Genomic DNA, 20,084 nt, shown 5'->3' with positions numbered 1-20,084 from the left:
TTAACCTACTGCATTATCTAAATGCGCCTGAACCGTTCCTTCATTTCTGTCGAGGTAAGCGAAGAAGGTAAACCGCTGCGGCGGCCGCGTTGAACGCACCACCGTGCGAGGAAAGGACTTGCTATGCGCGCCACGATTAAGATGAAATTGGCCGGGACGTTTACGGCGATCATCCTGCTGCTGTGCCTCGTCGTCGGGGTGGGTGTGTCGAAGATCGGCGTGCTGAACGACATGATCGCCCAGATCGTGGACGGCCCGGCCCGGCGCATTCAGCTGTCGCTGACCGCCGACGGCGATATCGGGCGCGCCATCCGCAACGAAAAGAACATGATGATGACGTCGGATGCTGCGCTGAAGCGCGACTATGACGCCAAGTTCGTCGAATATGACCGCAAGGTGCGCGAAAGCCTCGAGGGCGGACTGAAGATCGCCACCGAGCAGGGACGCCCGGTCTGGAAGAAGAGCCTGGAGGAATGGGATGGCTATCGCGCGGTGAGCGGGCGGGCCCGGGAGCTGGCGATGGCTGGCCGCAACGATGAGGCGGCGGCGCTGTCGATGGTCGAGGGTCGCGCGATCGCTTCGCGTCTGGGCGAGACGCTGGGCCAGCTGACGGCGATCACGCAGGGGCAGTTGACGAAGGCCAATGCCGAAGCCGCGACGCTCTATGCCAGTGCGCGCACCACGTTGCTGACGACGGCGGTGATCGCGCTGTTGATTGCGATCGGTGGCGCGCTGTGGATCGCGCGGCTGGTGTCGAAGGGGCTGCGGCAGGTCAGCGAGGCGGTGTCCGCGGTGGCCGATGGCGACCTGTCGGTGGAAGTCGCGGTGCGCAGCAACGACGAGATCAAGGACCTGGTCGACACCGTCAACCGCATGACGCTGCGGCTGCGCGAGACGATCGGGCAGACCACGCTGGCGGCGCAGAACGTCGCGGCGGGCAGCCAGCAGCTGTCGTCGTCGTCGGAGCAGGTGAGCCAGGGCGCGACCGAGCAGGCGGCGGCGGCCGAAGAGGCGTCGGCGTCGATGGAGCAGATGGCGGCGAACATCAAGCAGAACGCCGACAATGCGACGCAGACCGAGAAGATCGCGCGCCAGTCGTCGCAGGATGCCGAGCTGAGCGGTCAGGCGGTCGAGAAGGCGGTCACCGCGATGCGGACGATCGCCGAGAAGATCGGCATCGTGCAGGAAATCGCGCGCCAGACCGATCTGCTGGCGCTGAACGCGGCGGTCGAGGCGGCGCGTGCCGGCGAGCATGGGCGTGGCTTCGCGGTGGTCGCCGCCGAGGTGCGCAAGCTGGCCGAGCGCAGCCAGACCGCGGCGGGCGAGATCAGCGGCATGTCGTCGGAGACGGTGACGGCGGCGGCGCAGGCCGGCGAGATGCTGACCAAGCTGGTGCCCGACATCCGCCGGACCGCCGAGCTGGTGTCCGAGATCAGCGCGGCGTGCCGCGAGCAGGACATCGGTGCGAGCCAGATCAACGAGGCGATCCAGCAGCTCGACAAGGTGACGCAGCAGAACGCCTCGGCGTCCGAGCAGATTTCCTCCACCTCCGAAGAACTCGCCAGCCAGGCCGAGGAACTGCAGGAAAGCATCGCCTTCTTCCGTGTCGACGACGGTCGCAAGCCCGCGCGTCACACCCCGCGTCCGGCAGCGCGCAGCGCCGCGCCGGCCGCCAAGAAGACCAAGCCCGCCGTGCGCGGCGGCTCGGTCGCCGAGCAACAGGCCCGGGTCCGCGGCTTTGCGCTCGATCTGACCACCGGCGGACCGGACGGCGAAGACGCCGAGTTTGGACGTGCAGCATGATCGCTCCTGGAACGGAATTGCAAGTCGTCGTCTTCGGATTGGGGGCGGAGCGCTTCGCGCTGCCCGTGACCGAGGTGCGCGAGATCCTCGACCATCGCCCGGCGTTCCGGATGCCCGATGCGCCGGCCTGGCTGCTGGGCCTGACCGACGTGCGCGGCACGTCGGTGCCGATGATCGACCTGCGCGTGCGGCTGGGCATGGCCGCCGCGGAGACGACGCTGGCGACGCGCGTGCTGGTGGTGGAGGCGCCGGTCGCCGGCGCCGCGCCGCTGGTCGTCGGGCTGGTGGTCGACCGCGTGCTCGACGTCAGCCGCTTCGGCGGGGATGCGGTGGAGCCCTCGCCCGATCTGGGCGGGCGCTGGCGCTCGGGCCACGTCGAGGCGATCCTGCGGCGCGAGGACGGGTTCGTCGCCTTGCTCGATCTGCCGCGGATCTTCGCGGGCGACGACGCCGGCCTGCTGGGGGGATCCGCCCCCGGCACGCTGGCGGCTTGACGAGCGGCGGGAGCGGGACATGAACGCACCGGCTCGGGCCGCACCGGTCGAAGATTCGCTGTCGAAGTGCGACTTCGACCAGATCGCGCGCTACATCTACGCGCAGGCGGGCATTCGCCTGCCGCCGGCCAAGCTGACGATGATCGAAGGGCGGTTGCGGCGGCGCGTGCGTGCGACCGGGCTCGACAGCCTCGGCGAATATTGCGCCTGGGTCTTCCAGGACGACAATCTCGACAACGAACGCCAGCACCTGCTGAACGCGGTCACCACCAACAAGACCGATTTCTTTCGCGAGCCCAAGCACTTCGACTATCTGCAAGGCGTCGCGCTGCCGCAGATGCAGGCCGAGGGCCGGCGGCGGTTGCGGGTGTGGAGCGCGGCGTGCTCGACGGGCGCGGAGCCCTACACGCTGGCGATGGTGCTCGACGCCTATGCCCGTGATCGGCGCGGCCCCGAATATGGCATCCTGGCGACCGACCTGGATACCGAGGTGCTGGCGACGGCGCGGCGCGGCATTTACCCGGCGGCGATGGTCGACCCGGTGCCGGCCGCGTTGCGCCAGCGCTACGTGCTGCGTCCGCGCGAGCGGGACCGCGAGGATGTGCGGATCGTCCCCGAATTGCGCAGCGCGATCGGCTTCGCGCAGCTCAACCTGATGGACGAATCCTATCCGGTCGGCGAGCCGATGGACATCATCTTCTGTCGCAACGTCCTGATCTATTTCGACAAGCCCACGCAGGAGCAGGTGGTGCGGCGGTTGGCGGCGTGCCTGCGCCCGGACGGCCTGCTGTTCCTGGGTCATTCGGAATCGGTCGCGGGCTTCTCGCTCCCCCTCACGCCGGTGGCCAACACCGTGTTCAAGAAGATCTGGCGGCCATGAAGAAGATCCGCGTCCTTGTGATCGACGACAGTGCCAGCGTGCGCCAGGCGATGACCGCGATCCTGTCCGCCGATCCGCAGATCGAGGTGATCGCCGCCGCCGCCGATCCGTTCGCGGCCGCGCGGCACATGCAGGCCGAGGTGCCCGACGTCATCACGCTGGACGTCGAGATGCCGCGCATGGACGGCATCACCTTCCTGCGGCGGTTGATGGCGCAATGCCCGGTGCCGGTGGTGATGTGCTCCTCGCTGGTCGAGGAAGGGTCGGAGACGTTGCTCCAGGCGCTGGAAGCCGGCGCGGTCGACGTGATCCTTAAGCCGCGCGTCGGGGTCGCCGACCATCTCGCCGAAGCGCATCTGATGATTCGCGAGACCGTCAAGGGCGCGGCGCGTGCCCGTGTGACCGGGCGGCGCGCGACCCCGTCGAAGGCGCCGCAGCAGAAACTGTCCGCCGATGCGGTGCTGCCGCCGCCGACCGGGCGCGCGATGAGCAAGACCACCGAAATGGTGGTGTGCATCGGTGCGTCGACCGGCGGGACCGAGGCGCTGCGCGAGGTGCTGGAGGAACTGCCCGCCAACTCGCCGGGCATCGTGATCGTCCAGCACATGCCGGAGAGCTTCACGCGCGCCTTCGCGCGGCGGCTCGACGGGCTGTGCCAGATCGACGTCAAGGAGGCCGAGGACGGCGACACGGTGATGCGCGGCCGCGCGCTGATCGCGCCGGGCGGGCTGCGCCACACGATGCTGGAGCGGCAGGGCGCGCGTTACGTCGTGTCGGTCAAGGAAGGCCCGCTGGTGTCGCGGCATCGCCCGTCGGTGGACGTGCTGTTCCGTTCGGCGGCGCGCAACGCCGGGTCGAACGCGGTCGGCATCATCATGACCGGGATGGGCGACGACGGCGCACGCGGGCTGCTGGAGATGAAGACCGCCGGCGCGCGCACCTTCGCGCAGGACGAAGAGACGTCGATCGTCTTCGGGATGCCCAAGGAAGCGATCGCGCGCGGTGCCGCGGACAAGGTCGTGCCGCTGGGCCGGATCGCGCGCGAGCTGCTGTCCGCCACGGCGCGCTGAGAGGAAAGGAGACAAGATGCTGCTGCGCACTATCGATCCGGCGACCGCGACGGCGTTGCCGCTGGGCGGACTGGCCGACGATCTGGACCTGCTGATCGGCGATCTGGAATCGCGGTTCCGCGCGGTGGGCGAGACGCTGGCGTCGACGATCAACACCGTCGACCGGATGGCGACCGGGCTGGACGAGGTGCAGCGCGCCCTGTCGCCCGAGGTGGCAGGGGCGGCGGTCGACAAGCTGCGTCAGGCCGCGCAGAGGCTCGGCACGCTGCCGCAGCAACGCCGCCAGCGCGCCGGGCAGATCGGGGCGCTGACGCTGCGCACGCGCGAGCTGCGCGAGTTGCTGTCCGACGTTGCGGAGCTGCTGCGGACGCTCAGCATCTACGGCATGAACATCAAGATCGCCTCGTCGGGCGAGATGTCGTTCGTGCAGTTCGCGACCGGCATGGAGGGCAAGCTGGACAGCGGGCGGCGCGAGCTGAAGCAGTTCGAGCAGGAGCTGGCCAGTTTCGGCACCGTGGTACGCGACGTGAAGGAAGCCGACGACCTGCTCGCCGACGAATGCCGCAAGGTGCCCGCGACGGTGCCCGGCGAATTGTCCGGCAATGCCGACGTGCTGGAACGGCATCTCGAATCGACCGCGAAGATGGCGCGTGACGTGCGCGCGATCATGCAGCAGGTGCAGGCCGAGGTGGCGCGCATCCTGGGCGCGATCCAGGTCGGCGACAGCGTGCGCCAGCGCGTCGAACATTGCATCGCGATCCTCCGCGCCGCGCAGGCGGAGCCGGAGGCACCGGGCGCGGGCGCGCATCTGTCGCGGCTGGTCGCGGCGCAGATGGCGGGGATCGCAGAAGACTTCCGGCGCGAGATGGGGGCGCTGGTCGGCTCGCTGGCGCAACTCGGTCCGCTCGCCGAGGGGTTGATGAAGATCGTCGCCGCGCAGGCACAGGGCGAGGAGAGCGAGGCGCTCAACAAGCTGCAGAGCGGCATCGCCGGGCTTGGCCATGTCACCGGCCGGCTGACCGAGGCGGATCGTCAGCTCGAGGGGCTGACCGCGTTCGTCGCCAACACGATCGCCGATCTGTCGCGCGGGCTGGGCCGCATCCAGCGTATCGCGATGGACGTGCAGGACATCTCCACCAACACCCGGCTGCTATGCCGCCGGCATGGCGTGATCGGCCGCGCAGTGGCGGTGATCGCCACCGAGGTGAATCCGTGCGCGACGCGGCTGACCCGACTGAGCAGCGATATCGAGCGCGTCGTGCAATCGCTGGGGATGCTCGACCTGCGGCCCGAAGGCAGCGATGGCGCGGGCGGGTCGACCGGGGCGCTCGACGATGCGCTGGCGGTCGTGCGCAGCGCCTGCGAAACCTCCGACCACGCGATGTCGAATGGCGGGGACGAGGCGCGGCGGATCATCGCGACGCTCCAGCAGGATGTCGGCGCCCTGCAGCACGAACAGGGGTTCGCCGATCAGCTCGACGTCGGTGCGGTGGTGCTCAACCGGCAGGCAGCGGCGACCGAATTGACCGAGGCGGACGAGGAGGTGCTGCGGCGGCTGCTCCCCTGGGCGGCCGGGCTCTACACGATGGCGTCCGAGCGTGAGATCCACGCCGCCTTCCTGCTGCCCGGCATGGAGCAGCCTGCGGCACCGGCCGCTGCGGCGTTCGACGATGACGACGACGGGCTGTTCTGATTGACGTCATGGCGAGCGTTACGCTCGCAATGACGGCGGTCTGCCCGATCGAGGGGAGCGCGCCCGTCGCTCTTCGTTCCGGATCACGTCCGGGGCGACCGCGGCATCAACCGCAGGTGAACTTCACCACCTTGCCGGTCGCGTCGCGCTCGACGTTCAGCCGGTCGGGGCGGAAGTCCATCGTCACCGCGTCGCCGCTGCGATAGCTGCGTACCGAGCGCGCGCCGCTGCGCTTCTGCGCCTCGGCGGTCACGTCGGCGGCCATGCGCCCGACGAGCGACTGCACCGCATTGGCGTCGCACTGCACGCCGGGCGCGGTGGTCTCTGCGATCGGCGCGGCAGGCTTCGCACATGCGCCGAGCGTCAGCAGCGCGAGCACTCCGATCAACCGCGTCATGCCGCCGCCTCCGTCCGCGTCATCTTCAGCCGCCCGTCCTGCACCGCGAAGCCCAGCCGCCCCTCGACCAGATCGAGCGCGTCCTGTCCGAACTGGTCGAAGCGCCAGCCCTGCAGGATCTGCAGCCCCTGTCGCTGGCCGGCGGCGAGCAATTCCAGCTCGTCGCCGCGCGCGAGCAGCCGCGGCGCGACGTCGATGTCGCGCGCGCGGATCTTGAGCAGCAGCTTGAGCAGGTCGGCGACCAAAGCGCCTTCCTTGCCCAGCCCGGGCTTGCGATCCTCGCGGGGCGGCATTTCGTCCTCGGACAGCGGGCGGGCGGCGTCGATCGCGGCCATCAACCGCGCGCCGATGTCGTTGCCTGCCCAGGTCTGCGACAGCCCGCGCACCTTGGCGAGATCGGCCTGCTTGCGCGGCGGGTGGCCGGCGAGATCGGCGATCGTCTCGTCCTTGACGATCCGCCCGCGCGGCAGGTCCTTGGCCTGCGCCTCGAGCTCGCGCCAGCGGGCGATCGCCTTCAGCCGCCCGAGCACCTCGGGCTTGCGGCTCGACACGCGCACGCGCTTCCATGCGACATCGGGGTCGTTGGCGTAATTGGCGGGATCGGCGAGCCGCTCCATTTCCTGGTCGAGCCACGCGCCGCGCCCGGTCTTCTTCAATCGCTCCAGCATCTTCGGGAAGATGCGCGACAGATGCGTCACGTCGCCGATCGCATATTCGATCTGCCGCGCGTCGAGTGGGCGGCGCGCCCAGTCGGTGAAGCGCGCGCCCTTGTCGATCTGCACGCCCAGCCAGCTGTCGACCAAGTTCGAGTAACCGATCTGCTCGCCCTGACCCAGCGCCATCGCCGCGACCTGCGTGTCGAACAGCGGATGCGGGGTCCGCCCGGTGAGATTGTAGATGATCTCGATGTCCTGCCCGCCGGCGTGGAAGACCTTCAGCACCTCCTCATTGTCGACCAGCAGGTCGAGCAGCGGCGCGAGATCGAGCCCCGGCGCCATCGGGTCGATCGCCGCGGCCTCCTCGGTATCGGCGATCTGGATCAGGCAGAGCTCCGGATAATAGGTGCTCTCGCGCATGAACTCGGTGTCGACGGTGACGAACGGGGCATCGGCAAGGCGGGCACAGAGATTGGCGAGCGTTGCGCTGTCGGTGATGAGCGGATGGACGTGCATAAGCGCCCGTCCATAGACCCGTGCACGCGCCTTGACAAAGTGGGTTCCGAAAGGGGAGGGCGACCCCGGTCAAAAACGTGGCCGTGCCGCGCCCCGCGCGGTCGCCCATAGGTCAGAGATTTTTCATGCACGCCTATCGCACCCACCATTGCGCCGCGCTGTCCGCCGATCAGGCCGGCGACACCGTCCGCCTCTCCGGCTGGGTGCATCGCAAGCGCGATCACGGCGGCGTGCTGTTCGTCGACCTGCGCGACCATTACGGGATCACGCAGATCGTCGCCGACAGCGACTCGCCCGCGCTGGCGATCCTCGACGCGGTGCGCGTCGAGTCGGTGGTGACGATCGACGGCAACGTGAAGCGCCGCAGCGAAGGCACCGTGAACCCGAACCTCGCGACCGGCGAGATCGAGGTCTATGCCCGCGCCGCGACCGTGCTGTCGGCCGCCGAGGAGCTGCCGATGCCGGTGGCCGGCGAGCAGGACTATCCCGAGGACATCCGCCTGCGCTACCGCTTCCTCGACCTGCGCCGCGAGACGCTGCACGCCAATATCGTCCGCCGCACCAAGGTGATCTCCGACATGCGCCGCCGCATGGAGGATGCCGGCTTCACCGAATATTCGACCCCGATCCTCACCGCCTCGTCGCCGGAGGGCGCGCGCGACTTCCTGGTGCCGAGCCGCATCCATCCGGGCAAGTTCTACGCGCTCCCGCAGGCGCCGCAGCAGTACAAGCAATTGCTGATGGTCGCCGGCTTTGACCGCTATTTCCAGATCGCGCCGTGCTTCCGCGACGAGGACCCGCGCGCCGACCGCCTGCCGGGCGAATTCTACCAGCTCGACCTCGAGATGAGCTTCGTCACGCAGGAAGAGGTGTGGGAGACGATGGAGCCGGTGATCGGCGGCATCTTCGAGAAGTTCGCCGACGGCCGCACCGTCACGCCGATCGGCCAGTTTCCGCGCATCCCTTATGACGAGGCGATGCTGAAGTACGGCAGCGACAAGCCCGACCTGCGCAACCCGCTGCTCATCACCGACGTGTCTGAGCATTTCACGACCTCGGGCTTCGGGCTGTTCGAGCGGATCGTCGGGTCGGGCGGCGTCGTGCGCGCGATCCCGGCGCCGGGCACCGCCGAGAAGAGCCGCAAGTTCTTCGACGAGATGAACGACTGGGCGCGCAGCGAGGGCCATGCCGGGCTCGGCTATGTCACGCGCAAGGGCGGCGAGTTCGGCGGCCCGATCGCCAAGAACCACGGCACCGAGGGGATGGAGGCGCTGTACGCCGCGCTCGGGCTGGGGCCGGACGACGGGCTGTTCTTCGCCGCGGGCAAGCCCGAGCAGGCCGCCAAGCTGGCCGGTCTGGCGCGCACCCGCGTCGCCGACCAGCTCGGGCTGATCGAGCAGGGCGCGTTCCGGCTGTGCTGGATCGTCGACTTCCCCTTCTACGAATATGACGAGGACGAGAAGAAGGTCGAGTTCGCGCACAACCCCTTCTCGATGCCGCAGGGCGGGATGGATGCGCTGGGCGGGCAGGACCCGCTGACGATCAAGGCCTATCAGTACGATCTGGTCTGCAACGGCTATGAGATCGCCTCGGGCTCGATCCGCAACCAGTCGCCCGAGCTGATGGTCAAGGCGTTCGAGTTGGTCGGGCTGTCGAAGGCCGACGTCGAGGAGCGGTTCGGCGGTCTCTACCGCGCGTTCCAGTATGGCGCGCCGCCGCACGGCGGGATGGCGGCGGGCGTCGACCGGATCGTGATGCTGGTGTGCGATGCGCAGAATCTGCGCGAGGTGTCGCTGTTCCCGATGAACCAGCGCGCCGAGGACCTGCTGATGGGCGCGCCGTCGCCCGCCTCGGCGAAGCAGTTGCGCGAGTTGAGCGTGCGGGTGACCGCGGAGGCGCCGAAGAAGGACGCTGCGGCGACGGTCAGCCCGCACGCGGGGTGACGCGTGTCATCCCGGGCTTGACCCGGGATCCCGCTCCTAGACCGGTCGCGAAAAAGGAGCGGGGCCCCGGATCAGGTCCGGGGCGACGGTTAGGTGGAGGACCCTCACACATCCACCGTCGCCCCTGCGCAGGCAGGGGCCCATGTCTGTTTCGTCCCGTGGTACAGCGCGGACACACGCCCGGCCTGTGTGTCCGCGCCCGCGCTCGCCCACTCTACAGAGATAGGCCCCTGCCTTCGCAGGGGCGACGGTGGTTGTGGCTAGGCCACTCGACCCGCAAACGGAAAAGGCCGCCCCGCGCCCGGAAAGGGCGCGAAGCGGCCGCCGCACATCACGAACGCTTACGCGGCTTCGTAATGCCCGTCTTCCTGCAGCACGTTCAGCTTGCCGTCCTTGATCGCGAACACCGCGCCGTGCAGCGTCAGCGATCCGTCCTCCAGCCGCTCCTTCACGAACGGGAAGGTCTTGAGGTTCTTGATCGACACCTTGACGCCCTCGCGCTCCAGCGCGGTCTGGCCCTCGGGGCCGTCGCCATGCTCGGCGATCACCTTCTCGCGCGCTTCGTCGAGCAGCTTGATCCACTCGGCGACGAACCCGCCTTCACCCGGCTTGGCATCGCGCAGCGCGCCCGACAGCGACGCCTTGACGCCGCCGCACTGGCCATGGCCCAGCACCAGGATCTCGTCGACCTTCAGCACCGTGACCGCGAATTCCAGCGCCGCCGACACGCCGTGCAGACCGCCCGACGGATCGAACGGCGGGACGAGGTTGGCGACGTTGCGCACCACGAACACCTCGCCGGGCACCGTGCCGAAGATCGTCGCCGGGTCGACGCGGCTGTCGGAGCAGGCGATCACCATCACCTTGGGCTCCTGACCCTCGGCCAGCTTGCTCCAGCTCTCGCGCTCCTCGATCCATTCGTTGCCGCGGAAGCGGTAATAGCCCTCGATCAGGTCGTGGAACTTTCTCATGCGGTAAAAGCCCTTCGTTGTTTCGGGTGGAAGTAAACGCTATCTGCTGCCCATGAACGACATGACCCCGCTCCCGGCTCCCCAGCGGCAACGCAAGCCCGACTGGATTCGGGTGAAAGCCCCGACCAGCGAAGGCTTCGCCGCGACTCGCGCGCTGATGCGTTCGAAGAGCCTGACGACGGTGTGCGAAGAGGCCGCCTGCCCGAACATCGGGGAGTGCTGGACCAAGAAGCACGCCACCGTCATGATCCTCGGCGATACGTGCACGCGCGCCTGCGCCTTCTGCAACGTGAAGACGGGGATGCCGCGCGCGGTCGATCCGATGGAACCGCAGAACGTCGCCGATGCGGCGGCGCAGATGGGGTTGGCGCATATCGTCGTGACCTCGGTGGATCGCGACGATCTGCCCGATGGCGGTGCGAAGCAGTTCGTGAGGGTCATCGAGGCCATTCGTCGCACCAATCCAAATACCACGATCGAAATTCTGACCCCCGACTTCCGCAACAAGCATGAGGCGGCGGTCGAGGCAATCGTTGCCGCACGTCCGGACGTATATAATCACAATCTGGAAACCGTGCCGCGGCTGTATCCGACCATCCGGCCCGGTGCGCGTTATTATGCGTCGCTCCGATTGCTTGAAAGCGTCAAGAAACTTGACCCATCCATCTTCACCAAGTCCGGCATCATGCTGGGATTGGGCGAGGAACGGCTGGAAGTTCATCAGGTGATGGACGACATGCGCTCCGCCGACATCGATTTCCTGACGATGGGGCAGTATCTCCAGCCGACGCCGCGCCACGCCAAGGTCGCCGATTTCGTCACCCCGGCGGCGTTCGACGCCTATGCCGCGATCGGTCGCGCCAAGGGCTTCCTGCTGGTCGCCTCGTCGCCGCTGACGCGGTCGAGCTATCACGCCGGCGACGATTTCGCGAAGATGAAGGCGGCGCGCGACGCGAAGCTGGCCCAGCGGCCGAATGCCTAAGCATAGCGAGACGCGGCGGCTCCCTTACACGCCGGAGCAGATGTTCGACCTGGTCGCGGACGTGCGGCGCTACCCGGAATTCCTGCCGTGGGTCAGCGCGATGCGCGTCCGCAAGGACACGCCGGAAGAGACGCTCGCCGACATGATCGTCGGGTTCAAGGGCCTGCGCGAGACGTTCACCTCCAAGGTGACCAAGCAGCAGCCGGAGACGATCCGCGTCGAATATATCGAGGGCCCGCTCAAGTATCTCAACAATGACTGGCGCTTCCGCGCGGATGGCGAGGGCGGGTGCCTCGTCGATTTCTCGGTGGATTTCGCGTTCAAGAACCGGATGTTCGAGATGCTGGCGGGCCAAGTGTTCGGCGTCGCGCTGCGCCGGATGATCGGCGCGTTCGAGGAACGCGCCGCCAAGCTCTACGGCGCGTCGGGCAGCAGCAGCTCCAGCGCGCACAGCGCCGCCTGAAGCCGCACCCCGCCACGGCCGAGGTCGCCGAAGAAGCGCTTGTCGGCGATCACGTCCGCGGGATCGCCGCCACGCTCGGCACGCGCGAAGACTACGGTGCCGACGGGCTTCTTCTCGCTACCGCCGCCCGGGCCCGCGACCCCGGTGATCGCGACCGCGACATCGGCGTCGGACTTGGCGAGCGCGCCCTGCGCCATGCTCCACGCCACCGCGATCGACACCGCACCGAACGTGTCGAGCACGTCGCCGCTGACGTTGAGCAGCTTCTGCTTGGCGGAGTTGGAATAGGTCACGAACCCGGCCTCGACCACGTCGGACGAGCCGGGGATCTCGGTCAGTGCGGCGGCGACCAGCCCGCCCGTGCAGCTTTCGGCGACCGCGACACGGCGTCCGGCGGCGCGATTCGCCTCCACCACGCGGCGCGCGGCGTCGACCAGTTCCTGCGGCAAGGTGATGTCGTTCATCGCGTGGCCCCCGCCGGGCACACCGGCAGATCGGGGATGTCGGTACGCTTCCCCTTGTTCTTTTCGGACTTCAGATATTGCAGCGTCGCGACCACGATCCCGGCGGTGTTGCGCGCCGGCAGCGGCTCGAGCAGCGTGACCAGCCGGTCGAGCGTCGGGCAGTCGCCGGCCTGGATGCGCCCGGTGATCTGCGGCGCGAAAAGCGATGTCAGCATCGGGCGCGCATAGTCGCTGAGCAGCAGCAGTTCCACCGCCGGATCGCTGAGCTTCGCAATCGCGGTGCGCGCCGCCGGCCACGCACGATCGGCCTCGCGGTCGTATTTGGCGAGAAACTCGCCGTTCTGCCGCTTGAGCAGGCTGGTCGCGGGCAGCGCCGCGCAGACGCGACCGGCATCGCGGATGATCTCGGGCATCGCCACCAGCGCGATCGACTCGGCGTCGGTGGTGCTCAGGCACGGCGTCTGCGCCGCGGCGGCGGGCGCCGCCAGCATCGCGACCAGTGCGATCAGCCCCGCGACGCGCTTCATGCCCGACCTCCGCGCGGCAGCTCGACAGTCGCAACCGCCTGTGCCGCGATGCCCTCGCCACGGCCCGTGAACCCCAGTCGCTCGGTGGTGGTCGCCTTCACGCTCACCCGATCGGTCGAGAGCCCCAGAAGTTCCGCGATCCGTGCCTGCATCGCCGCGCGATGCGGCCCAATCTTGGGCGCCTCGCACATCAATGTCAGGTCGACGAACGTGATCCGCCCGCCGCGCGCCTCGACCAGCGAGCGTGCGTGCGCGAGGAACTGCCCCGACTCGGCGCCGCGCCATTGCGGATCACTCGGCGGAAAGTGCGTCCCGATGTCGCCGGCCGCGATCGTGCCGAGCACGGCGTCGGTGATCGCATGGAGCGCGACATCGGCGTCGCTATGCCCCGACAGGCCCTGATGATGCGGGATCAGCACGCCGCCGAGCCACAATTCCTCGCCATCCTCCAGCCGGTGGACGTCGAAGCCGCTCGCCGAGCGCGTCTCGGTCGCGACGCGCGCCTCGGCGACCGCAAAATCGGCGGGGTAGGTGATCTTGTCGAGCATCGTATCGCCTTCGACCATCGCGACGCTTTTGCCCAGCGCACGCACCATCTGCGCGTCGTCGGTGGCGACCGGTCCGTCCCATGCGGCATGAGCGGCGGCGAGCGCGTCGACGCGGAACGCCTGCGGGGTCTGGACGCGGCGCAGCGTGTCGCGCGCGACGGTCGCGCTGTCGGTCGCGACCAATGTGTCGGCGACCGGCAGCACCGGGATCGCGCCCTCGGCATCGTCGAGCGCGGCGAGCAGCCGATCGACCACCGCCGCGGGCACGAACGGCCGCGCGGCGTCATGCACCAGCACGCGGGTCGCATCGCCGAGCGCGGCGAGCCCGGCCGCGACGCTGTCGCGCCGCTCCGCGCCGCCCGTCACCCATGCGGCATCGGGCAACGCGGCGCGCAGCAGCGGCTCCTGTCCGGGCGCGACGACGACCAGCACGCGGTCGATCGCAGGATGCGCGGCGAGCGCGTCGTGGCTCCAGGCCAGCATCGCACGGCCGGCGATCGGCGCGAACTGCTTGGGGAGCGTGCTGCCGCTGCGGGAGCCGGTGCCGGCGGCGACGATAAGAGCGACCGTGGTCATCCCCGCGCCCCTAGCCCGTCCTGACGGGCGCGTCACGTCGCCTTCGTTCGTCATGCGCTATGCCCGAACCCTTCCACAGGTTTTGCGCCGTCTGTCCCATGGTTATCCAGTAGTTACCCCCGCGCTATCCACGAAGTTATCCACAGTTTCGCAACGGTGGCGCGCCGTTCGCGGAGGCGCTAACCGGCTGTGCATGTCGCACCGCCCGCACCGCCTGTATCTTTCCTCCGACGCGTTGGTCGCCAACTGGCGTGCGCTGGCGCGGTTGAGCGGGGCGGCGGCGTGCGGGGCGGCGGTGAAGGCCGATGGCTATGGGCTGGGCGCGCGCGAGGTGGTGCCGCGGCTGCTGGATGCGGGGTGCCGCGACCTGTTCGTCGCGACCTGGGCGGAGGCGCGGGCGATCGCCGACCTGATCGTCGGTCGCGACGCGACGATCGCCGTGCTCCACGGATTGCGCGAGGCGGACCTGCCATTGCCCGACCTGCCCGGCGTCCGCCCCGTGCTGAGCACCGCCGCACAGGTGGCGCGGTGGCGGATCGTCGCACCGGGGCAGGTGTGCGACGTGATGGTCGACACGGGCATGAACCGGCTGGGGGTGTCGGAGACGGACATCGCGGGGGGGCTGCTCGACGGATTGGCGATCGATACGCTGATGAGTCACCTCGCCTGCGCCGACGAACCCGGCCATGCGCTCAACGAGGTGCAGCGCGCCCGCTTCGCGGCGCTCGCGGGGCGGACCGGGGCGCGGCGGATGAGCCTCGCAAATTCGGCGGGGATCGCGCTGGGCGCGGGGTATCATTTCGACGTCACCCGCCCCGGCCTCGCACTTTATGGCGGGGTGCCGGTCGCGGGTCTGGCGTCCGCGATCTGCCCGGTCGCGACCATCGCGGCCGAGGTGCTGCAATGCCGGACGGTGCGCGCGGGCGATACCGTCGGTTACAATGCGACGTGGCGCGCGGAGGTCGATCTGCCGGTCGCGATCGTCAACCTCGGCTATGCCGACGGCTATCGCCGCGCGCTGTCCAGCCGGGGCTGCGCGTTCGCGGGCGACGCGGCGCTGCCGGTGATCGGGCGCGTGTCGATGGACCTGGTGGCGCTCGACGCGCGCGCGGCGACGGTGCGCGAGGGCGACTGGGTGCGGTTCGACGACGATCTGGTGCATGTCGCGGGAGCGAGCGGCGTCAGCCAGTATGAGCTGCTGACCGGGCTGGGTAATCGGTTCGAGCGCGTCTGGTCCTGATCAGCCCGGCGCGCGGAGCCAATCGGTCAGCGGGTCCCACAGCATCGGTTTCGCACGGCCGCCGACCATCATGCCCACATGCCCGAGCGCGAGATCGTGACGCGCAGGCAAGCCGATCGCAGTCGCCGCCGGGGTGATTCGATCGGTCAGCGACACGAACTCGATCGCGGGGCAGGGCAGGCGAAGCGGATCGACCGCCGCATCACCGACGCGCCACATGCCGCGCCCCGGCCGGTCATCGGCGAGCAACGTCTCAAACAGGTCCGCGCCCGCCGCATAGGTGAGCGGGGAACCGCCGTTCGCCCAATCCTCGAGCAGCACGAAATCCGCGGCCTTGGCGGCCGGCATCGCCGCGAAGGCGGCATATTTACCGATCGTCCGTGCGGGATCGAGTTGCCAGAAGGCGGTCTGCAGCACCTCCATCGGCAGCACGCCCAGCGCCTTTGCGCCGGGGGCCACCTGTTCCCACAATGTCGCGAGCGCGACGCGCGCCTCGTCGCCATAGCCGGCGAAATGCCACGGCGCCGCGATCGTCGCGACCCCCCGCGATCGTGCCCGGCGCGAGCGCCGCTGCCGCCGCGATCGCGAGCGTGCCGCCGAGACAATAGCCGACCAGCAGCGGCGGCCGGTCGAGTCGCGAGAGCAAGGGCAGCAATCGCCGCGTCACATGCGCCGCCAGATCGAGCCCCGCATCCTGCGCGCGCGGCATTCCCCAGTCGACCAGCCACGGATGAAAGCCCGCTGTCGCCAGATGCCGAACCAGCGAGCGACCGGGCGCGAGATCGAGAACGTAAGGCGGGTTGATGAGCGACGGCACCAGCACCACCGGCATACCATCGCTGTTGCGCGCGCCATCGCGCAGGCGCGCCGCGCCGCAACGATAACGAACCGGCGGGAGCCTGCGGCGCTTGCGCGGGGCTTCCTGATAGCGACGCAATCCGGCGAGCGCGGCGGCGGCGCGTTGCGGCGATGTTGCAGTCTCGCGGCGCAGCATGTCCAGGAACAGCGGCAGTGGACGCGGACCGTATTGACCGTGTTGCAGCGCCACATTTTGTGCAATACCGCGAATGGGTTCGGTCACGGGGATCTCGCGCGATGAAGAAGCAGCATGGTACCGACGGGGTGGTCGTCATCAAGAAGTACGCCAACCGCCGGCTCTACAATACCGAAAGCTCCTCCTACATCACGCTGGAACATCTCGCGGCGATGACGCGCGAAGGTCGTGAGTTCAAGGTCGTGGACGCCAAGACCGACGAGGACATCACGCACAACGTCCTGACGCAGATCATCATGGAGGCGGAAAGCCGCGGGCAGACGATGCTGCCGGTCAATTTCCTGCGCCAGTTGATCGCGCTGTATGGCGATTCGATGCAGGCGATGGTGCCCGATTATCTCGACGCGTCGATGGACAGCTTCCGCCGCAATCAGGCGCAGTTCAAGACCGCGGTCGAGGGAGCGTTCGCAGGGTCGCCGTTCGCCGAAATCGCCAAGCGCAACCTGGAGATGTTCGAGGCGGCGGCGCAGGCGTTCAAACCGCCGGTCGCGCCGGCACCGGTGGCCGCGAGCGGCAAGGACGGCGAGATTGCGGCGCTCAAGGCCGAGCTGGCGCAGCTGCGTGACAAGGTCGACAAGCTCGGGGAGTGAGCCTTGCCTCCGCGGTTTCGATCTACCCTGTCCAGCGCCGTCATCCCGGACCTGATCCGGGATCCCGCTTCTTACGTCAGTGGGCTGGGAGAAGCGGGGCCCCGGATCAAGTCCGGGGCGACGAACTAAGGAACCGCTGGATCAACGCTCACTTCGGCTTGACGAACTTGAGCGTCATCCGGTCGCTTTCGCCGATCGCGGCATATTTGGCGCGGTCAACATTCTTGAGCGCATAGCTGGGCGGCAGCGTCCAGACACCGCCCGGCCAGTCGGCAGTGTCCTTCGGATTGGCGTTGACCTCCGATTTGCCGGCCAGCCTGAACCCGGCCGCGGTCGCGAAGCCGATCACGCTGCTCGGCTTCATATACCCGCTCTTCTCCTCGGCGGCGGAGTCGCGTGCTTCGGGCAGGCGATGCTCGACGACGCCGAGCGTCCCGCCGGGCTTCAGCATCCGGTACATCGCCGCGAACATCTGCCGCGCCCGATCCTCGCCGCCGAACCGCCAGTTGTGGACGTTGCGGAAGGTGAGCACGACATCGGCGCTGCCATCGGGCACGGTCGGCTGACCGGCCTGCGCGGGCAGCGCGGCGAGCTGGACCTTGCCATAGGTCGCGGCGTCCTTGCTCTGGAGCCCGCGCACCCCGTTCAGCCCCTTTTCCCACGGCCCGGCGACATAGTAGCGTCCGCGTGCGGCGGTGACCGGTGCCAGAATTTCGGTGTACCAGCCGCCGCCCGGCCAAGCCTCGACCACGGTGTCGGTCGGCTTCACCCCGAAGAAGGCGAGCGTCTCGGCAGGGTGGCGATAACGGTCGCGCGCGATATTGGCGGGGGTGCGCGTCGGCGCCGCCACCGCGGCGGCGATCGGTGCGGGCGGGCGCGGCGCGGCGCTGAGTGCGGCGGGAACCGCGAGCAACAGAACGGGGGCAAGGCGATGCATGGACGAAAACCTCTCCACATTTGGATGACGTGGAGGCTGACGCCGCGATGAGCGATGCGCAAGGGCTGCTATGCGCGATCGCGGCGACGGCGGTCGGCGTTGCGGTGCTGGCCGGGTGGCGCGAACATCGTCGGCGGCGACGCGTAAACCCCGATGCGGTGGGATGGGTGGACTGGACGTTGGTGCAGGTGATCGCGCTGGTCGTCGCCGCGATCGCCGGGTGGGTCGCGCTAAAGGCCTGATGCGGCAGCGGGAACCACTGCGCCTGCGCCGGGTTTTTCCCGGGATCGAAGGCCCATGCCTCGACGGTTACCTCCTTTCTGCAGGACGTCGTCATCGGATAGGTTCGGACGCCTTCACCCGTCACGACAGGTGCAGCATGAAGACCGATTTATGTACGATGGCGCCGAACGTCACTGCCGACGATGGTGTGGTGACCGTGCTCTCCCGCTGCGGCGCGAGCTATAATCTGACCGCCGAGGCGGCGATGCGGCTGAGCGAGGAACTGGTGCGAAGCGCGGCACGAGCGCGCGGGCAGCAGCGGATGAGCGAACCACGCGCCGACGAGGGTGGGCGGCGCTGACCGCGCCGCGCCGGTTCAGCCGGCCAGACCGGAATTGCGTGGTGTGACGGTCGCCACGATCACCGTGGCGGCGGCGCGGCCCATATCGTCCTGAACCGTGACCCGCCAATGGCCTTCCTCCGCATAGCCGGGGTGATCGGCGAGATAGCGGCCGAGCCGCTGCACCGCGTCGTTGCGGGCAGTGATCAGGTCCGCGCACTCGATGGTGATGCGCTCCGATTCGCGGCCGGCGAAGATGATGGTGAACTGCGGCATCCGACTCCTTTTCGGCATCATGTTCGTGCTCAACGGTCGATGCCGCCGGTAGTGCCGTCGGCGAGTAAGGCCGATCAGTAGAAGCGTCGCAAGGAAAGCGTGCGCCGCGCGCCGGCGCAATCGTCGAGCGTGATGGTGCGCCCCACCGGCCCCGCAGGCCAGCTCGCCAGCGCGCTGCGCGCATAACCCGGACCGATGCGCGTGCCGTCGACCGCGCAGATCGTGTCGCCTTTCTGCCACCCCGTCGCCGCGGCCGGACTGCCCCGCATGACGTGGAGGACCCGCAACCGGTCGCCGGTCAGCGCCAGCAGCAGGCCGCTGGTCGAACGCAGCGTCGGCTTGTCCGTCTCGTTCGTGGTGCCGAGCAGCATATGCCCCGCGGCGGGGTCGAGCAGCACGCGATAGCGCTGGAGGAACCCCGAGCCGATCCGCCCCGCGACCCCGATCGTGTCGGAGAAGCCACCGGCCGACTCGACGCGAACCTCGACATCGCGCGCGATCGCGTCGCCGATCCGCAGCGCGGGCACGATCGCCATGTCGCTGACCACCGCACCGGCGAGCCCGAACGAGACGGTGGTGGTCACCGGCCCCGCCGCAGCGCGCGCGGTCGCCCACGCCGCCGGGCCGAGCGTGATCGCCGAGCCGTCGCCAGTATCGACCACCATCGGCGCCAGCGTCGCGCCCGCCGCGCCGATCGCGCTGACATAGACCATCCGCTCGGGCGCGATCGACAGCGGCGCGGTGACTCCGGCGAACGGGCGGGTGCCGCTGCGCAGCAGGCGGAAACGGCGCGCCTGATAGTCGATGTCGAGCGCATAGGGTGCGGTGAGATCGCGCCCGACGAGCAGGTCGACCGCCAGCGCGCTGCCGGTCGCGGCGGCGGGCAGGTCGGCGACCGCCAGGCTGCCGCCGCGCCGTGTCACCGCGCCGATCGCGACCGTGCGCGTCTCGACCCGGCCGATCGCGACGCTGCCGCCGATCACGGTCGCGCGACCTTCGGCGCGGACCGGAAGGCGATACGCTTCGGCGAAGCGGCGGGCGAGGACGGAATAGCTGACGCCGGTGTCGAGGATCGCGGTCACCGGCCGGCCGTCGACGGCCATGGTGAAGCGGATCTGGTTGCCGGGGGTCAGGTCGAACGGGATCCAGCGGCCTTCCGCATCGGCGGCGAGCGTCGATCGCCCGACCCATGCCGCACGCGGTTCGGGCAGCGGCGCGGCGGCGAGCGCGACGGCGAGGATTGAAAGGAGCGGCACGCGGTCGGTGTAGCGGATCGGGCGGGCGTGTCACGGGGCGGGTAGGCGTTGCTGCCTGGGAACGTCTTTCCCGCCTGCGCGAGACCTCTGCGAAACCCGTTTTCTGTTCCCCGGCGAAGGCCGGGGCTCAGTTGGGGGAGGCTTGTAACTAACCGAAACACCTTCCCAACTGGACCCCGGCCTGCG

20 protein-coding genes and 3 pseudogenes are annotated in these 20,084 nt (G+C 69.0%); 13 read left to right on the top strand and 10 right to left on the bottom strand.

Annotation, left to right across the window (positions count from 1 at the left end; genetic code table 11):
* Nucleotides 1-123: 123 nt before the first annotated feature.
* The 6 genes and pseudogenes from PGN16_RS20240 to PGN16_RS10510 form a co-directional block, all read left to right on the top strand.
* Nucleotides 124-645: pseudogene (locus PGN16_RS20240) on the top strand (MCP four helix bundle domain-containing protein); the annotation flags it as partial.
* A 102-nt stretch (nucleotides 646-747) separates the two neighbouring features.
* A pseudogene (locus PGN16_RS20235) lies at nucleotides 748-1,803 on the top strand (methyl-accepting chemotaxis protein); the annotation flags it as partial.
* On the top strand, nucleotides 1,800-2,297 hold the full coding sequence (locus PGN16_RS10525; RefSeq protein WP_335309350.1) for a chemotaxis protein CheW: 498 nt from the start codon (nucleotides 1,800-1,802) through the stop codon (nucleotides 2,295-2,297). The pseudogene PGN16_RS20235 and the gene PGN16_RS10525, both read left to right, overlap by 4 nt.
* Before the next feature lie 19 nt (nucleotides 2,298-2,316).
* Nucleotides 2,317-3,177, top strand: a complete 861-nt coding sequence (locus PGN16_RS10520) for a CheR family methyltransferase (RefSeq protein WP_335309349.1) — start codon at nucleotides 2,317-2,319, stop codon at nucleotides 3,175-3,177.
* The gene (locus PGN16_RS10515; RefSeq protein ID WP_335309348.1) at nucleotides 3,174-4,247 is read left to right on the top strand and encodes a protein-glutamate methylesterase/protein-glutamine glutaminase; all 1,074 of its coding nucleotides are present in this window, start codon (nucleotides 3,174-3,176) and stop codon (nucleotides 4,245-4,247) included. Before PGN16_RS10520 ends, PGN16_RS10515 begins: the two co-directional genes overlap by 4 nt.
* 16 nt (nucleotides 4,248-4,263) lie before the next feature.
* Nucleotides 4,264-5,940 carry a hypothetical protein gene (locus tag PGN16_RS10510; protein WP_335309347.1) on the top strand — a complete coding sequence of 559 codons (1,677 nt, stop codon included), beginning with the start codon at nucleotides 4,264-4,266 and terminating at the stop codon, nucleotides 5,938-5,940.
* A 106-nt stretch (nucleotides 5,941-6,046) separates the two neighbouring features.
* Here the strand turns inward: PGN16_RS10510 and PGN16_RS10505 are convergent, their stop codons facing one another.
* On the bottom strand, nucleotides 6,047-6,337 hold the full coding sequence (locus tag PGN16_RS10505; RefSeq protein ID WP_335309346.1) for an I78 family peptidase inhibitor: 291 nt from the start codon (nucleotides 6,335-6,337) through the stop codon (nucleotides 6,047-6,049).
* Nucleotides 6,334-7,509, bottom strand: a complete 1,176-nt coding sequence (gene rnd, locus PGN16_RS10500; RefSeq protein ID WP_335309345.1) for a ribonuclease D — start codon at nucleotides 7,507-7,509, stop codon at nucleotides 6,334-6,336. The genes PGN16_RS10505 and rnd overlap by 4 nt, the downstream gene beginning before the upstream one ends.
* A gap of 125 nt (nucleotides 7,510-7,634) precedes the next feature.
* Here rnd and aspS point away from each other — a divergent pair, with 125 nt between their 5' ends.
* Nucleotides 7,635-9,452, top strand: a complete 1,818-nt coding sequence (aspS, locus tag PGN16_RS10495) for an aspartate--tRNA ligase (RefSeq protein ID WP_335309344.1) — start codon at nucleotides 7,635-7,637, stop codon at nucleotides 9,450-9,452.
* Nucleotides 9,453-9,793: 341 nt separating this feature from the next.
* On the opposite strand, the gene PGN16_RS10490 is transcribed toward aspS, so the two are convergent.
* Nucleotides 9,794-10,423, bottom strand: a complete 630-nt coding sequence (locus PGN16_RS10490; RefSeq protein WP_335309343.1) for a carbonic anhydrase — start codon at nucleotides 10,421-10,423, stop codon at nucleotides 9,794-9,796.
* A 52-nt stretch (nucleotides 10,424-10,475) separates the two neighbouring features.
* Between PGN16_RS10490 and lipA the strand changes: the two genes are divergently transcribed.
* Both lipA and PGN16_RS10480 read left to right on the top strand, forming a co-directional pair.
* A complete protein-coding gene (lipA, locus tag PGN16_RS10485) occupies nucleotides 10,476-11,405 on the top strand; it encodes a lipoyl synthase (RefSeq protein WP_335309342.1) in 930 nt (309 codons plus the stop codon).
* Nucleotides 11,398-11,868 (top strand): type II toxin-antitoxin system RatA family toxin, encoded by a 471-nt coding sequence (locus PGN16_RS10480; protein WP_335309341.1) that lies wholly within the window; start codon nucleotides 11,398-11,400, stop codon nucleotides 11,866-11,868. Before lipA ends, PGN16_RS10480 begins: the two co-directional genes overlap by 8 nt.
* Here the strand turns inward: PGN16_RS10480 and PGN16_RS10475 are convergent.
* The 3 genes from PGN16_RS10475 to PGN16_RS10465 are packed head-to-tail and all read right to left on the bottom strand — an operon-like array spanning nucleotide 11,820 to nucleotide 13,983.
* Nucleotides 11,820-12,332: a CinA family protein gene (locus PGN16_RS10475; RefSeq protein WP_184035638.1), complete on the bottom strand. Its 513-nt coding sequence runs from the start codon at nucleotides 12,330-12,332 to the stop codon at nucleotides 11,820-11,822. The two genes, PGN16_RS10480 and PGN16_RS10475, sit on opposite strands and share 49 nt — an antisense overlap.
* The gene (locus PGN16_RS10470; protein ID WP_335309340.1) at nucleotides 12,329-12,859 is read right to left on the bottom strand and encodes a hypothetical protein; all 531 of its coding nucleotides are present in this window, start codon (nucleotides 12,857-12,859) and stop codon (nucleotides 12,329-12,331) included. The genes PGN16_RS10475 and PGN16_RS10470 overlap by 4 nt, the downstream gene beginning before the upstream one ends.
* Nucleotides 12,856-13,983, bottom strand: coding sequence for a bifunctional 2-C-methyl-D-erythritol 4-phosphate cytidylyltransferase/2-C-methyl-D-erythritol 2,4-cyclodiphosphate synthase (locus PGN16_RS10465; RefSeq protein ID WP_335309339.1), 1,128 nt, complete (start codon nucleotides 13,981-13,983; stop codon nucleotides 12,856-12,858). Before PGN16_RS10465 ends, PGN16_RS10470 begins: the two co-directional genes overlap by 4 nt.
* Nucleotides 13,984-14,176: 193 nt before the next feature.
* Between PGN16_RS10465 and alr the strand changes: the two genes are divergently transcribed.
* Nucleotides 14,177-15,223: an alanine racemase gene (gene alr / locus PGN16_RS10460; protein ID WP_335309337.1), complete on the top strand. Its 1,047-nt coding sequence runs from the start codon at nucleotides 14,177-14,179 to the stop codon at nucleotides 15,221-15,223.
* Here alr and PGN16_RS20230 read toward each other — a convergent pair.
* Nucleotides 15,224-16,217: pseudogene (locus tag PGN16_RS20230) on the bottom strand (alpha/beta hydrolase). It lies immediately after the preceding gene.
* A 101-nt stretch (nucleotides 16,218-16,318) separates the two neighbouring features.
* Between PGN16_RS20230 and phaR the strand changes: the two are divergent.
* Nucleotides 16,319-16,867: a polyhydroxyalkanoate synthesis repressor PhaR gene (phaR, locus tag PGN16_RS10445; protein ID WP_335309333.1), complete on the top strand. Its 549-nt coding sequence runs from the start codon at nucleotides 16,319-16,321 to the stop codon at nucleotides 16,865-16,867.
* A 148-nt stretch (nucleotides 16,868-17,015) separates the two neighbouring features.
* Here phaR and PGN16_RS10440 read toward each other — a convergent pair whose 3' ends face one another.
* Nucleotides 17,016-17,804 (bottom strand): class I SAM-dependent methyltransferase, encoded by a 789-nt coding sequence (locus PGN16_RS10440; protein ID WP_335309332.1) that lies wholly within the window; start codon nucleotides 17,802-17,804, stop codon nucleotides 17,016-17,018.
* Nucleotides 17,805-17,851: 47 nt separating this feature from the next.
* On the opposite strand from PGN16_RS10440, the gene PGN16_RS10435 reads away from it, so the two are divergent.
* On the top strand, nucleotides 17,852-18,046 hold the full coding sequence (locus PGN16_RS10435; protein WP_335309331.1) for a hypothetical protein: 195 nt from the start codon (nucleotides 17,852-17,854) through the stop codon (nucleotides 18,044-18,046).
* Between the two features lie 137 nt (nucleotides 18,047-18,183).
* The gene (locus PGN16_RS10430; RefSeq protein WP_335309330.1) at nucleotides 18,184-18,387 is read left to right on the top strand and encodes a hypothetical protein; all 204 of its coding nucleotides are present in this window, start codon (nucleotides 18,184-18,186) and stop codon (nucleotides 18,385-18,387) included.
* 15 nt (nucleotides 18,388-18,402) lie between these two features.
* On the opposite strand, the gene PGN16_RS10425 is transcribed toward PGN16_RS10430, so the two are convergent.
* The gene (locus PGN16_RS10425) at nucleotides 18,403-18,642 is read right to left on the bottom strand and encodes a DUF6894 family protein (protein WP_335309329.1); all 240 of its coding nucleotides are present in this window, start codon (nucleotides 18,640-18,642) and stop codon (nucleotides 18,403-18,405) included.
* A 74-nt stretch (nucleotides 18,643-18,716) separates the two neighbouring features.
* Nucleotides 18,717-19,898 (bottom strand): retropepsin-like aspartic protease, encoded by a 1,182-nt coding sequence (locus tag PGN16_RS10420; RefSeq protein WP_335309328.1) that lies wholly within the window; start codon nucleotides 19,896-19,898, stop codon nucleotides 18,717-18,719.
* Nucleotides 19,899-20,084: the final 186 nt, after the last annotated feature.

It is taken from the genome of Sphingomonas phyllosphaerae, assembly GCF_036946485.1.
Taxonomy (GTDB): Bacteria; Pseudomonadota; Alphaproteobacteria; order Sphingomonadales; family Sphingomonadaceae; genus Sphingomonas; species Sphingomonas phyllosphaerae_E.
Note: the sequence above shows the minus strand (reverse complement) of the source record. Positions and strands in the feature narration are given on the sequence as shown.

Coding starts and splice junctions, on each gene's coding strand:
- PGN16_RS10490 (WP_335309343.1), bottom strand. CDS start 10,423: ATGAGAAAGTTCCACGACCTGATCGAGGGCTATTACCGCTTCCGCGGC.
- PGN16_RS10525 (WP_335309350.1), top strand. CDS start 1,800: ATGATCGCTCCTGGAACGGAATTGCAAGTCGTCGTCTTCGGATTGGGG.
- PGN16_RS10520 (WP_335309349.1), top strand. CDS start 2,317: ATGAACGCACCGGCTCGGGCCGCACCGGTCGAAGATTCGCTGTCGAAG.
- PGN16_RS10430 (WP_335309330.1), top strand. CDS start 18,184: ATGAAGACCGATTTATGTACGATGGCGCCGAACGTCACTGCCGACGAT.
- lipA (WP_335309342.1), top strand. CDS start 10,476: ATGAACGACATGACCCCGCTCCCGGCTCCCCAGCGGCAACGCAAGCCC.
- PGN16_RS10435 (WP_335309331.1), top strand. CDS start 17,852: ATGAGCGATGCGCAAGGGCTGCTATGCGCGATCGCGGCGACGGCGGTC.
- aspS (WP_335309344.1), top strand. CDS start 7,635: ATGCACGCCTATCGCACCCACCATTGCGCCGCGCTGTCCGCCGATCAG.
- PGN16_RS10425 (WP_335309329.1), bottom strand. CDS start 18,642: ATGCCGCAGTTCACCATCATCTTCGCCGGCCGCGAATCGGAGCGCATC.
- PGN16_RS10480 (WP_335309341.1), top strand. CDS start 11,398: ATGCCTAAGCATAGCGAGACGCGGCGGCTCCCTTACACGCCGGAGCAG.
- PGN16_RS10510 (WP_335309347.1), top strand. CDS start 4,264: ATGCTGCTGCGCACTATCGATCCGGCGACCGCGACGGCGTTGCCGCTG.
- PGN16_RS10505 (WP_335309346.1), bottom strand. CDS start 6,337: ATGACGCGGTTGATCGGAGTGCTCGCGCTGCTGACGCTCGGCGCATGT.
- PGN16_RS10465 (WP_335309339.1), bottom strand. CDS start 13,983: ATGACCACGGTCGCTCTTATCGTCGCCGCCGGCACCGGCTCCCGCAGC.
- PGN16_RS10470 (WP_335309340.1), bottom strand. CDS start 12,859: ATGAAGCGCGTCGCGGGGCTGATCGCACTGGTCGCGATGCTGGCGGCG.
- phaR (WP_335309333.1), top strand. CDS start 16,319: ATGAAGAAGCAGCATGGTACCGACGGGGTGGTCGTCATCAAGAAGTAC.
- PGN16_RS10515 (WP_335309348.1), top strand. CDS start 3,174: ATGAAGAAGATCCGCGTCCTTGTGATCGACGACAGTGCCAGCGTGCGC.
- PGN16_RS10440 (WP_335309332.1), bottom strand. CDS start 17,804: ATGCATCGCCTTGCCCCCGTTCTGTTGCTCGCGGTTCCCGCCGCACTC.
- rnd (WP_335309345.1), bottom strand. CDS start 7,509: ATGCACGTCCATCCGCTCATCACCGACAGCGCAACGCTCGCCAATCTC.
- alr (WP_335309337.1), top strand. CDS start 14,177: ATGTCGCACCGCCCGCACCGCCTGTATCTTTCCTCCGACGCGTTGGTC.
- PGN16_RS10475 (WP_184035638.1), bottom strand. CDS start 12,332: ATGAACGACATCACCTTGCCGCAGGAACTGGTCGACGCCGCGCGCCGC.